This window comes from Cupriavidus sp. H39, from assembly GCF_050271075.1.
In the GTDB taxonomy this organism is placed as follows: domain Bacteria; phylum Pseudomonadota; class Gammaproteobacteria; order Burkholderiales; family Burkholderiaceae; genus Cupriavidus; species Cupriavidus necator_B.
Genome location: NZ_CP189847.1, coordinates 433,076 through 445,930 on the forward strand (window position 1 = coordinate 433,076; position 12,855 = coordinate 445,930).

Genomic DNA, 12,855 nt, shown 5'->3' on the forward strand with positions numbered 1-12,855 from the left:
ACGAACTTCGCGAGAGCGCGTAAGGCGCCGCAGGCCGAGCTGCAGAAGCCTGTTGCAGCTCATGCACGATGACCATTTGGGTAATTTCTCGTTTGCCAAGGGTAGCCCAGCGAATGGCCGAACGGCAACTCGCTTCGGCAATCTGCCGTAGGAGTGGTGACCGTCGTAAGATGGCCGGAACCAGCCAGGAGGGAGTCTGGTTAAAGCAGGACAGCGCAACCAGCATCAAGGGCACCCGCCTGTGGACGGTAATGCGGCGCTTCTTTGGCTAGGCTGCCGGCATCATCGCCGGCAATCACCCGACAGTCGCGGAAAAGCTTCGCCGCGCCAGTCCCACTGGATGCGGTATACGCACGCGACCCATGCCGTGCCCCGCGGTGCATAGCTGACCACAGTGCGCGATAACCTTCGCCACGCGTCGGTGGCCACCACCTCGATCTACCTGCAAAGCGACGAGGTCAAGCGGGCACGCACAGGCCTTCGCCGCCCGGTAACCGGCGCGAGCGATTCGCTCACGCTGGCCGGCTTTGAGTAGAGCGCCCCGGTTTCTCTGTCCTGGGTCTCAGTCTAAATTCCATCCGTCCACATAGTAGCTGCCAGCCATGCCAAGCAAGTCGACCCCGGCGCTCCTCGATCTTGGAGAATTGGCAAACAAACGGTATGCGGAAAAAACTGAATACGATCGTGGAAAGCCAAGGGAAATACTCGAGCGATGTTCGATAGCTTATGACGTTCCCATTGGTCCTCGCGTAGATTCGCCGTGCGAGCCTGTCCAATGCCGGCTTGCTGGAAAACAATGGAGTCTCCAGGGTGATGGTCTGCACTCCGCTCTCTCTGGCGTCATGGATGACAGTGCATAGGGCGGCCAACGCCTCCGGCTTCTTGCGGCCGGTGAAGAATTTACGCCCGGCATGAACCTCCAGAACGTTTGGCCACCACCCGACCGTCAGCATTAACCCTTCGCGATAGGTGATAAAGCTTGCGACGACGCAAACAGCCATTACGACAAGAAACCATTTGGTGCATTCCTCGAGCGTCCCATTTAAGTTCATGATGTATGCGATCTGCCAAACGACATAGAGCGCAGCGACGGACATCGAGATGAAGCTAGCCGGTAAGCCTACCTTGGTCTTGGCAATGATAAATTTCCAGTAGATCTTTCGTGCGATTTCCATATCGTAAAATTGATTCCTTTCAATATAAAGGAGATCATACGGCCCACTGGTTCGTTCGTGCAAATTGGGGATAATGTTTTTTTTTCTGATTTTAAGCAGAAAAAAAATAATTATTCCTTGTTTGCTTGTCCAAATTTGAGTCGATAGTCCGCGGAGGAGGGGCGCCGAATACCCGCCCAGGCGGTAGTAGCCAAGATAGCTATCTGATAGCTACTAAGATACTTTTCTGTCCTACTGGCCTTTTAGAAGCTGTTTCAAAAAGAGCAGTTGGGTACTGTTAACCGCAAGGCGAACCTGTTAACCTCGTCCGTTGTGACAACAGGACAGAGAGGATGGGCAAGCCGATCATCGACGACGAATTGTGGGCACTGATCGAACCGCTTCTGCCGCCAGCCAAGCCGCGGCGATTCCGGTATCCGGGTCGCATGCCGGTGTCGGACCGGGCCGCATTGACGGGCATCCTCTTCGTGCTGAGAAGCGGCATTCGCTGGAACGAACTCCCCAGCGAAATGGGCTGCGGCTCTGGCGTCAGTTGCTGGCGCCGGCTACGCGACTGGCAAAGCGCGGGGGTATGGGATCGCCTGCACGAGATCTTGCTTGCCAAGCTACGCGCAGCGGATCGCATCGATTTCTCGCGCGTCATCATCGACTCCTCTTCAGTTCGAGCGGTTGGGGCGGGCCAAAAACAGGACCGAACCCCACCGATCGCGCGCGACCCGGTTCCAAGCACCATGTCGCCACCGATGCCAACGGCACGCCGATCGCGGTCATCCTGACCGGCGCGAACCGCAACGACATTACCCAACTCCTGCCTCTGATCGACGCGATTCCCGCTATCCGGGGATGTCGCGGTCGACCTTTGCGCAAGCCTGGCCGAATCTACGCCGACCGCGCGTACGATCACGACAAGTATCGTCGACCGCTTCATGCTGCCGGCATCCCAACTTCGATCGCGCGGCGTGGCCAGCCCTACGGCAGTGGACTCGGCAAGATCCGCTGGGTCGTCGAGCGCACTCATGCCTGGCTTCACGCATTCCGCCGTCTGCGCACCCGCTTCGAGCGTCGCGCCGACATTCATGAAGGTTTCCTCAAGCTGGCCTGTTGCCTCATTTGCTGGCGCACCCTTCAGCGCGAGGAAAGTTCATTTTGAAATGAGTTCTAAGGCTCGTCCGTGATTATCCTTCGGTCCCGAAGAATACGGAGGGCAAGGAACGTTAGCCATGTGACACAGCGACGCATGCCCAAGACGCGAAGCCGGCGGATGCAAAGCACGTACAACGCCGACCGTGGTGGGATTCGGCTCGCACCGGCTCCGGCTCTCGCTCGGGCACGCGGATCGGCCCTCTGCCGTGTCGATCGGTGAAACGCGCGTGTAATGCGCTGATTTGGCTCACGCACAGAGGTCACAGACGTTCAAGCAATAGTGCTGTACGCACCGATGTTGTGCATCGCATAGCCGTCCCTGTTCTTGCGGCAAGCCACCCGCATACAGCATGCGTGCGGGACAATCTGAAGCTCCACCAGCAGGTGCGAGAACTAAAAGAACAACTGCGAAAGGCGCACGCCGATCTTGATTGCTATCGCCATACGCACGCACGTGCAGTAACGAACCTGTGTCAGTTCGAACGCGAAACTAACAGGCAGATCAGCAAGCTGGGCGCGAAAATAGGAAGGCTATTTTTTGAACTGACCCCAGAAAGTTGGACAGTAATTGGCTAGGCTTGAGAGGGCTGAGTCCTGTACTTCACGGGACTCAGCCCTTTCAGTTTGAGTTTGATGCGGTCGTGATTGTAGTAGTAAATGTATTGGGCCAAGCCTTGCTGTAGTTGCTCGACGCTAGGGAATTTGTTCAGGTAGAAGAATTCGGACTTCAGGGTTCCGAAGAAGCTTTCCATGGCGGCGTTGTCCAGGCAATTGCTCTTGCAAGAATCAGAACCTCAACACCATTCCAAGCATGGGCCCCTTAAAGGTGCAGCATCAGCTGGAACTGTAGGTTCTGAAGATAGCTATCCGGCCGCATGCCAATGTCGAGATTGCCGCCGCCGGTCGATGACGATCCGGAAAAGCGAAAATCTCCGCTGACGTTAGGCAGCCAGAGGTACGGCGCAATGGCAAATCGCCAGTCATCGCTATCGGACGGACCAGGCGAACCGGGTAGGGCGGCTTGCGCCAATCCGGGTGCCGCGGTGGAGAGAAAAGCAATGAGAGACCTGGTGGCGCGAGTCGTAAAGCGTTGATACCAGCCTTCCGCCACGCTGAGCCGACCTGCAGTTTGGACTGCTTTCATGGCCTCGCCCCCACTTATCCATCGCCAATACATGCGCCGGCGGGACGGCCGTAGCACCTCGCCCGCTGCCGCAAACGCCAGCTCCGATCCCCGCGCTTGACTGAAAGGCATGCTGGCAGATGGCCTGTAGGCAAAGCAGATCCGGCGCCTACGCAGTCAGTGTACGGGCACGCCAGTATGGTTGGCATCACCCAAGCGCGTCAGGCTATCAACCAGCGTTGCTGGCGCCGGGATCCGCGGACGCTACCGAGCACCCGTCTATGCCACACAGTACTCTAATGTGTGCACTTTGCCCTGAGCGTATCGATAAGATCGTCGCGCGCACGGTCTCTTTCCAGACCAGATACGACTCGCCCCTGGCTCGTTGTGATCGGTCGTCCGGAGGCGGGCTGGTACGCTCGGCTGGATCTCGCGTTGAATTGCTCCAATAACTCCTGGCACTCCGCCGAATTGATATTGCCGGAGGCTACCGGCACGCGTGAGGGATGATAAGGACTATGTCCTTCCTGCACAGCCTCGCTGACAGCATCGGCTGCCGCAGCCGCACCGGAGTCTTGGCTTCTACATTGATGCCTATGGTTGCCGTCGCTCACTGGACACAGGAGCAGGCAGCGTAGCAATCGCGCTGTCCTGACGAACCGCGGCGCACACTGTGTGGCGCGAGCGACGACCAGGTGCCGCGCTGCGATGTCCGCCGCGGCGCCTACCCCATGATGTTCACGCCACCATCGACGTAAAGCGTCTCGCCCGACAATCGGCGGGCATAAGGGGTGGCAAGGAAGGCGCAGGTATATCCGACATCCATGATGTCGACCAACTCGCCGAGCGGTGCGCGCTGCGCCGCGTCGGCAAGCATCAGGTCGAAGTCCTTCAGGCCTGATGCAGCCCGCGTCTTGAGCGGACCGGGCGATATCGCATGAACCCGAATTCCTTGAGACCCCAGTTCGTAAGCCAGGTAGCGCGAAACCGCTTCCAGTGCCGCTTTCACCGGTCCCATGACGTTATAGTTTGGCACGACCTTGTTGGCACCGTAATAGCTCATCGTGAACATGGTTCCACCGTCCCGCATCAGCGGCGCAGCCAGGCGGGCCATCCGGACAAAGGAGTGGCAGGAGACGTCCATGGCCTTGGCAAATCCTTCCGCGGAGCAGTTCAGCAGCCCTCCCTGCAGGTCGTCCTTCGGCGCCCAGGCCACCGAGTGCAGCAGGATATCGAGCTTTCCCCACTTGTCCTCGATCTGCTTGAACAGCGCCGCCATCTCGGCCTCGTTGGAAACATCGAGCGGCAGGAAGATGGGTGCCTGAAGTTCCTGCGCCACCGGCTCCACATACTGCCGGGTCTTTTCGTTGGCATAGGTGATCGCAACCTCGGCGCCAAGCTCATGAAACGCCTTGGCACAACCATAGGCGATGGAATGCTCATTCGCGATCCCGCATACCAGCGCCTTGACGTTGGCCAGGATCGGTTGCATGGTCTGGACGGTCATCCGACTTCTCCCCAGAAATTGAATTCAGGCGCGGCTCATCGGCGCTCATTCAGCCGCCGTGCCGATGAATGCCTTGGTGTGCCGCGCAATCATCAGTTCCTCATCCGTCGGGATCACCCATACCGCCACCCGGCTCGATTCTGCGCTGATGCGCCTCGCACCGCTGCCATTGGCCTCCGCATCGACATCGATCCCGAGCCACGCTGCCTGGCGGCACACCCGCTCGCGGATCAAGGCAGCGTGCTCGCCAATCCCCGCGGTGAAGACAAGCGCGTCGAGACCCTGCGCTGCTGCGGCTAGCGAGCCAAGCTCGCGCCCGATGCGATAGATGAAAAGTTCAACGGCAAGGCGCGCTCGGGGATCGTCGCTGGCCAGCAGCACCCGCATATCACTCGAGACGCCGGAGACGCCGAGCAGGCCGGATTGCCGATAGATCAAGTCCTCGATGTCGTCCGCGCTCATGCCAAGCTGGCTGATCAGGTACAGGATCACTCCCGGATCGAGGCTGCCGCAGCGCGTGCCCATCGGCAATCCGTCGACCGCGGTGAACCCCATGGTGCTGGCCACGCTGCGGCCGGCCACCTGTGCGCACATGCTGCTGCCATTGCCAAGGTGGGCCACCACGGTGCGGCCGGCCGCTGCCCTTGCGTCGGTCCCAGGCATGACGCTGGCAATGTACTCGTAGGAAAGCCCGTGGAAGCCATAGCGGCGGATGCCGCGTTCCGTCATCGACGCCGGTAGCGCAAAGGCTTGGGCGATTTCAGGCTGCGCCCGGTGGAAGGCGGTGTCGAAGCAGGCCACTTGCGGCAGCTCCGGCCGCTGTTCGGCGAGTATCCGGATTGGCTTGAGGTTGTGCGGCTGATGCAGTGGGGCGAGGGGGCAAAGCGCATCCAGCTCCGCCAGGAGTGGTTCGCTTACCCTTTCCGGCCGGGAAAAGCGTAGGCCGCCATGCACCACGCGATGTCCAACGCCCACCAGCGTATGGCCTTCTCCATGGCTCCTCAAAAAGTCCGCCAGAAAGGCAACGGCACCGCCGTGCCCAAGGTTGGTCCCATCGCCCCACTGCCGGGTTTCCACGCTGGTGCCCGAGGCATCCGCCGCGCGAAAGCTCGGCGACGTATAGAGCCCGTCGATACTCCCGCGCAGGATCAGTTCGAGTGCGTCGCCCTTGGCATCGTAGGCGCAGTACTTCAGGCTCGAAGAACCGGCGTTCAGGACAAGGATTACGTCTGCCATGTCATTACCCCTGTATCTGCCCGGATTCCCGGCGCGCCTTGGCCACCAGCACCGCCACCGCACATGACGCCAGGCGCGTCATGACAGCATCCGCGCGACTGGTCAGGATAATGGGCACCCGTGCCCCCAGCACGATGCCCGCAGCGTCGGCACCGGCCAGGAACGTCAGGCTCTTGGCCAGCATATTGCCGGCATCAAGGTCTGGTACCAACAGCACGTTCGCCCGACCGGCGACGGGAGAGTCGATCTTCTTGATGCGTGCGGCATCGAGGTTGATAGCGTTGTCCAGCGCAAGCGGGCCATCGACCACCGCGCCAGTAATCTGGTGCCGGTCAACCATCTTGCACAGCGCCGCAGCCTCCACGGTGGACGGTACCTTCGGATTGACCGTTTCCATGGCCGAGAGGATGGCGACCCGCACCTCCTTAACCTGGAGTGCGTGCGCCAGGTCAATGGCGTTCTGGAGGATATCCGCCTTTTCTTCCAGCGTCGGCGCGATGTTGACCGCGGCGTCGGTAATGATGAGCGCGTCCTCATGGCCTGGAACATCCATGACGAAGCAATGGCTGATCCGCCGCGCCGTGCGCAAGCCGCTTTCCCCCTTGACCACCGCCCCCATCAGTTCATCGGTGTGCAGGCTTCCCTTCATCAAGGCCTCAGCCTTGCCTTCGCGAACCAGCCGCACGGCGGCGGCGGAAGCAGCATGGCTGTGCTCGGTATCAACTATGGGATATTGGCTGATATCAATACCATTGGCCTGAGCGATCTCTTGGATACGACCGCGCGGCCCCACCAGGATCGGCGCAATCAGGCCCAGCCGCGCGGCCTCTACCGCGCCCTCCAGCGAACTCTGGTCGCACGGATGGACCACTGCCGTGGGCGTGGGGGGAAGGGACTTGCAGTAGCCGATCAGGCGCTGATACTTCTCATGCATGGCATTCACGGACTTTCTCCTGCAGGTTGCTGTGGATTTCCATCGACGGCGGCACGTGGCGCTAGGACGAGGGTCCCACCCGTGGCACCGCTCCACGGCGCTGCCGATCAGGCTTGACCGACAGGGCTGCACGGATACGCCGCAGTATCGCGGCTTGCTCGGCCGTCGGCGCGCTGCCAAGCAGCCGCTCGTCGTCCCTGAGCTTCTCGGCCAGTGCCTGAAGGCGCTCGCGATCGTTCTGGTCACGCAGCAGGACCGGCAGCGTCTCGAGTGCCTGTTCCGGCGCATACAGTGTGATGAGTTCCTGCTGGCCCCGAACCCGGCGCCATGCCTCCGGGAGCAGTTCCGGCAGCAGTTCTGCGTAGTCCGTCACCAGCTCTTTGCGTAGCTCGAGTCTGGACAGCGGCAATGGCTCGCCCTGACGCTTGAGCAGGCTGGCCACCCGGGCGATGGCTTCCGCGTAGCCGCCCTCCCGGATCGAAGCTAGCGCCGCCTTGACCTCCGGCAGCTCGCGCGGCTCAGTAACCGCCGGCCGGCCGGCATGCGATGTCTTGTCCTGCGGCAGGACCGACAACATGTTCGCGTACACGTTGAAGAAGGCGGCTTCCGTCATCGCATCGCGCACGGCACGATAGGCGTCGAGGCCGGCGCTGAGCATTTCCGCGCCGGCCTGCTCTCGCTGGCGCAGCGGATGGTCATCGTCCAGCGCCTGCCGGTTAGACTTGATCGCGTTGGCAGCCGCACCTAGCCAGGCCATCCAGGGATTCAGATCGGAAAACGCCCAGTTCTGCATCCTTAGCGGATGGAACTCTCGCAGCATGCGTGCCGTCGTTTCGTTCGACATGGCTTGCACGTACGGCTGGGCGAACAGTTCATAGGCGCGCTGGTTGAATTCGGAGACAGCAGCAACGGCCTCGAACGGCCTCTCGTCGGCGCGCTCGAAGCGGTTGAGCCTTTGCGCGATCTCTTCGAGGGAATGCTCGCGGAATTTGACCTCGTACTCGACGCCATCGCCGGACTTCCGCTCATGGATCACCATGCCGTATAGACCCGGCGGCAACAACTCGATGCTCTGCAGCACGGAAACAATCTGCGCGTGCTCCTTCTGTGCGACCTTACCGGAAACGAAGATGCCGAGGTGGCCGACGTCCTGGTGCATCATCCCGACGATGACCTGCCCCCGGGCCTTGATTTCCTCGGTGCTTCCATAGACGTCCACCACCCAGTTGAATGCCTGTTGCGGCGGGGTGATGTTGTCACCCATTGAGGCAAACAACACGATGGGAGCCTTGATGTCGCGCAGATCGAAGCCCTTTCCGCCGGCATCCTTGACATCGCCGCTCCAGAGCTTGTTGCCCACGAAGAGGTTACGCGTGATCCATTCGATTTCTTCGCGGTTCATCAGATAATAGCCGCCCCACCAGTGCTCGAACTCTAAGAAGCGCGGCGGCTCGGTATCGGCCTTGCGGTACAGGTTGTAGTACTTGTCCCACAAGCTGTTGGCCGGATTCAGGTTCTCGAAATTCTGGACCAGCCAGGCACCATCGAACTTGCCGTCGCCGAGATCAGCCATCAGGGACGCCAGCCAAGTCCCGCCTAGCAGGCCGCCCGAGTAGCGCATCGGGTTGTCGCCTTCGCCCGCGCTCCAGGCACCGCCCCAGTAAGACATCGGCGCGCCGTTGATGACAATGGGCCCGGTGTCGTCAGGATCCGACGCCGCGAGCATCATGGCGGCCCAGCCTCCCTGACAGTTGCCGATAATTGCCGGCTTCTGGCTGTCAGGATGCAACGCACGCACTTTCTTGATGAACTGCTGTTCCGCTTCACATACGTCCACAAGCGTTTGCCCGGGCTCCGGGTCGCGGAAGAAGATGACGAAATAGACGGGGTGGCCCGCGCGCAGTGCCACGCCGACTTGGGAGTCGTCCTTGAAGCCGCCAATGCCAGGTCCGTGCCCTGCACGCGGATCGATGATGACGTAAGGGCGACGGCGATTGTCGATCGAGACGCCCTTCGGCGGTGTGATTTTTAAGAGCGCATAGTTGACGGGCCGCGCGAAGCTGCGGCCATCCAGCACGGTCTCGTACTCAAAATGCAGAACCGGCTTGAGGCCCTGCACCGCATTCTCGACAAAGTTGTTGCCCCGCTGCCGTATCGTGTCCCAGAACAGGGTGGCACGCTGCATGCTGTCAACCGCGTAGGCATAGGCGCTTAACGGATCCGCCGCGGCCATCCAGCCAGCCGCCGCAGCCGGGTCTCCGGTCATGGCTTGCTGCGCCCGTTTGTTGAAGGCCTCTTGCGCGTTTCTGAGGCGCTTTTGCAGCACCACGCTTGTCTTCACGCCCACGTCGCGGGAGTGAGCCAGTTTCTGTCCTGTGTCCATGCTGCCCTCCGCTAAAGGCATCGTCGAGAATAGGGGGCCTGGCCTCCGATTCAACGACAAACTCGACCACCTTCCGTCTCCGCCCTCACGGGAAACCTCACGTGTCGGGGTGTCGATCTCGACGATTTCCGCCGTAAGCTTTCCGTACCGATCGCGGGCCTGGTGCATGCGTATCGTCCACGCGAGTATCGGGTGGTGCCCCTGTAGCCGTCGTTGTCGCCAGCATGAAAGGCGCGAATGAAAACGGACTGCCCGTGGTTCAGCTGAAGCGCTCTCTGAGTACCTGTGCGCTAAGCTGTTTCCCTTTCCAGTACATACCGTGAATACGGCCTTTCAGCTTGTCCAAGGCGTCACTGTCCAGCGAGTCAAAGGTCAACCTGGCAGCAGGCCTACTGCCGTCCCCGTCGAGATACTCGATGTCGTTGAACTCCGGCAATCCATACTTGACCAGGAACGCACGGATTTCCTCCTCAGTCGTATCCGGATCGACGTTTGCAAGCAACAAGACAGACATGTTGCCTCCCTAAGCGTACATACATCATGGAAAGAATGGAACCTATGGGCCACTGCGTTCTAATTGGCCGAAAATGCGAGACCTCCATTTCAACCAGGCCGATGAACACGCTGTGGTTAGGTTGGAGTGAATACTCTATGTGTAACCATCGGCTGTTCCAACATGAAATTTTTCTGCGCCGAGATAAGAGAGTATTTAAACCTCGGCACACGTGGCCGATTGGTCACTTCGAGTAAGAAGCTGCGCAGAGTGTGAAGTCGTTGGGGGTCAAGTTGCCACAACGATGGCGCGTACCAGCCTGCTTGAGGGCGAACGATTGCAGCCACTCAGGAGCGATTCGCAACTGGCATGGAACAAGACCACGCGGATGACTTGATTGGTACATTCAGGGCGAAGTCCCCCAGGTGCCATCCTTGATGATTTGTGCCGCTCCGACCTGTATGGATCGGAGTCTCTAACGCCGCCCGCCACCCCGACCGCCAAAGGCACTCGCCTCGCGCGCCAACTCCAAAGCCGCAACTCCGTCGGGATCCCGAGCCCAGGCTCGAGTTCCCCTGATCGACGTCGCACTGCATGGTATTGCCGTCACCGCCTACATCCCGGAAAGCGATGTGCCGGCCTTCAGTCGTATTCCGCGAAAGCCGTTGCGGCTCGAGGCCAAACTCCCGCGGGCGTTGCATTGTCGCGATAGGCAAGCCCCGGCCGGGCCGCGCGTCATGTTGCCAGTCGTCGCCCTAACCCTTGCTGTAGTCGACACACATGCCCTGTAGCAGCGCGGCGGGCGGCCGCGAGTAACTTGCCTTTGAAGACAAAGTTGGGGGCACGCCAAGTCCAGCCGGCAACGGCGGGGCCTCGGCGTCGCGCAGCGGCGGCAGCTAGTTCAGGTCAGGGAGCATCGGCGCGCCTCCGGTGCCGGGCGACGGGATGCCGCATTCTTGCAGCGCCGGGCCCAGCATCTGTGGGTCGCCGATGTCCGGTGGATGAAGTAGCGCATGAACAGGTTGCAGAGTAGAGCCGACGCGGCCTGCGCCCCGCCTGCTGTCGGGCGAAGCGCACCAGGCGATGGTGCAAGCAGGTGCTCGGGAAGGTGTCACTGCAATCCAGTGCGAGCATGAGGCCGGCCTCTCGAGCTAAGCTGCCACAAGCTGATCGCCAGGAGCTGAACCATCGCTACGAATCCATTACTACCGAACCCGAGAAGTTGCTGTTTATTGACCGTATTGTTGCGGACAGCCGCACGGTGGCACTCAATCACACGGCGGGCCTTTCCACACCGCAGCAAGTGCAGATGGTGCTGTTCTCGCTGTTCGCCCTGATGGATTCGACGGAAAGCTACAAGAACGCGATGAAGGGGTTGATCCGGACCCGCAAGGCCGCCTTGTATCGCGGCATGGGCGTTGCGGCTGAGCCGGTGGATTCGAACGTCGTCGACTATTACACGCTGCTCGATGTGGAGCAGCAGAGCCGGGACGTTGGCGAGGATTTTGTCAAGTGGCTGCTTGAATCCGTAGGGCCCCACGAGTTGTTGTTCCGCTTGGCCGAAGAAGCTGGCGTGGTGCTGCTGCCTGGCAAGGGATTTGGTACGCGACATCCGTCGGGACGGGTTTCTCTGGCCAACCTCAACCAAGAAGACTACGTGAAGATCGGTCGCAGCGTCCGCAAGCTGCGCGACGAGTATCTCGATCGCTACCAGAAATCAGGAGGAAAGATTGACGAAGGAAAAATGAAGTAGACCTTCAGGCGCGCGGAAGCGCGACGGTGAGACAGGGGGACGAGTTCAGCGGCGGCGCCGGGCGTTTGAGCAAGCGGCCGCCCGACGCCGGGCATCATGCAGCTTCATGGTCTCACCCCTCCCGCAGCAGGCAATCTCAAGCGGGAATCCACGCGGTTGCGCTAGCTGCCCGGCCTTGGGCATATCACCGCAGCTGCCTTCTTATCCGCTGCGGCTCCAGCATCCTTATTGCGACAGAACCCGCAGCGCGCAACATCGCGACTGCTTGAGCGAAAATAAGATAGTAATCGGGCCCGCGAAATTTCAAGAGCAATCACCCGCACCTATCCGGCGAAAACACGTCGGTCCGCGACTTCCCTTCGCCGTGGGGCCGCCTCCTTGCATGCCATCTTCATCAGCTTCGCGGCCTCCTTTTTGAGTGTCGAATGATGATCATTAGTATGCACCCGGCATTGCGAAGCGATGGCCAGCGCGTGTACTTGCCCGTTCAGGTCGGGCGAATTGCCGATCCAATGAGATTGCGCGGTAGCCGTTTGATGACGCAGGCCAATCGCTGCTTCAAAAGCGAAGGACGCGCATGCGGAGGCTGACCACATGTCGGCGATCCGCTATCAAGCGACGTCCGACAAAAGAAAAACCCTCGGCCAGATGCCGAGGGCTTCGAGTGTAGTGGCGATCGCGGTGATGCCCGACCAATGATCGCAAATCACTTCAGTCCTCCTCGAATACTTCGCTTCGCTTGGCTGGAGGAAAGGCTCCGTTCCACGGGTCGGCGTTATACAAGATGGAGTAATCGGTCGGGAACAATTCCTTGAATGGTTCTGGGTATTGGAAGGCGGGGACGGGGACCAATTCGCCGTGTCTGTTTACCCGGAAAGCCTCGACGAGCCGGGCGTTGCCGGCGAGCCCTTGGCCAAAGACGTAGTAGTAAGTGCTCGAGTTCCAGGTCAGTGACCGAGCCTTGTATGGCCCTATGATGCCAAGCGGCACACTATAACTTAGGCATGCGTCACGCGCTTCGCGTAGGTATTGCAACTTGGTAAGCCGCTTTGTGCGGAGCGGATGAGGGTCGAGGATCCGGCGTCGTGTATTCATACCGTCTTTACTT

General features: G+C 60.3%; 8 protein-coding genes and 3 pseudogenes. 3 read left to right on the forward strand and 8 right to left on the reverse strand.

What is annotated here, in order from left to right:
* Positions 1-230 precede the first annotated feature (230 nt).
* Positions 231-535, forward strand: a pseudogene (locus ACOCMH_RS14400) (hypothetical protein); the annotation flags it as partial.
* On the opposite strand, the gene ACOCMH_RS14405 reads toward ACOCMH_RS14400, so the two are convergent.
* A complete protein-coding gene (locus ACOCMH_RS14405) occupies positions 513-1,175 on the reverse strand; it encodes a hypothetical protein (RefSeq protein ID WP_427308996.1) in 663 nt (220 codons plus the stop codon). The pseudogene ACOCMH_RS14400 and the gene ACOCMH_RS14405 overlap by 23 nt on opposite strands.
* A 332-nt stretch (positions 1,176-1,507) precedes the next feature.
* Between ACOCMH_RS14405 and ACOCMH_RS14410 the strand changes: the two genes are divergently transcribed.
* Positions 1,508-2,325, forward strand: a protein-coding gene (locus tag ACOCMH_RS14410) for an IS5 family transposase (RefSeq protein ID WP_427308997.1) whose coding sequence is annotated in 2 segments (ribosomal slippage) — positions 1,508-1,856 and positions 1,856-2,325 — 819 coding nt in all. Because the reading frame shifts where the segments join, the coding sequence is not laid out codon by codon here.
* 565 nt (positions 2,326-2,890) lie between these two features.
* Here ACOCMH_RS14410 and ACOCMH_RS14415 read toward each other — a convergent pair.
* The 7 genes and pseudogenes from ACOCMH_RS14415 to ACOCMH_RS14445 form a co-directional block, all read right to left on the reverse strand.
* Positions 2,891-3,109: pseudogene (locus ACOCMH_RS14415) on the reverse strand (transposase); the annotation flags it as partial.
* 29 nt (positions 3,110-3,138) lie between these two features.
* Positions 3,139-3,462, reverse strand: coding sequence for a hypothetical protein (locus ACOCMH_RS14420; protein WP_427308998.1), 324 nt, complete (start codon positions 3,460-3,462; stop codon positions 3,139-3,141).
* 703 nt (positions 3,463-4,165) lie between these two features.
* A complete protein-coding gene (gene fabI / locus ACOCMH_RS14425) occupies positions 4,166-4,948 on the reverse strand; it encodes an enoyl-ACP reductase FabI (protein WP_427309000.1) in 783 nt (260 codons plus the stop codon).
* A gap of 45 nt (positions 4,949-4,993) precedes the next feature.
* Positions 4,994-6,184: an acetate/propionate family kinase gene (locus ACOCMH_RS14430; RefSeq protein WP_427309001.1), complete on the reverse strand. Its 1,191-nt coding sequence runs from the start codon at positions 6,182-6,184 to the stop codon at positions 4,994-4,996.
* Positions 6,185-6,188: 4 nt separating this feature from the next.
* The gene (locus tag ACOCMH_RS14435; protein WP_427309003.1) at positions 6,189-7,127 is read right to left on the reverse strand and encodes a phosphate acetyltransferase; all 939 of its coding nucleotides are present in this window, start codon (positions 7,125-7,127) and stop codon (positions 6,189-6,191) included.
* Positions 7,128-7,179: 52 nt separating this feature from the next.
* Positions 7,180-9,501, reverse strand: coding sequence for a DUF3141 domain-containing protein (locus ACOCMH_RS14440; protein ID WP_427309005.1), 2,322 nt, complete (start codon positions 9,499-9,501; stop codon positions 7,180-7,182).
* A 259-nt stretch (positions 9,502-9,760) separates the two neighbouring features.
* Positions 9,761-10,015: an RNA recognition motif domain-containing protein gene (locus tag ACOCMH_RS14445; RefSeq protein WP_427309006.1), complete on the reverse strand. Its 255-nt coding sequence runs from the start codon at positions 10,013-10,015 to the stop codon at positions 9,761-9,763.
* Between the two features lie 1,135 nt (positions 10,016-11,150).
* Here ACOCMH_RS14445 and ACOCMH_RS14450 point away from each other — a divergent pair.
* Positions 11,151-11,747 (forward strand): annotated as a pseudogene (locus ACOCMH_RS14450) (bifunctional aspartate transaminase/aspartate 4-decarboxylase); the annotation flags it as partial.
* Between the last annotated feature and the right edge of the window lie 1,108 nt (positions 11,748-12,855).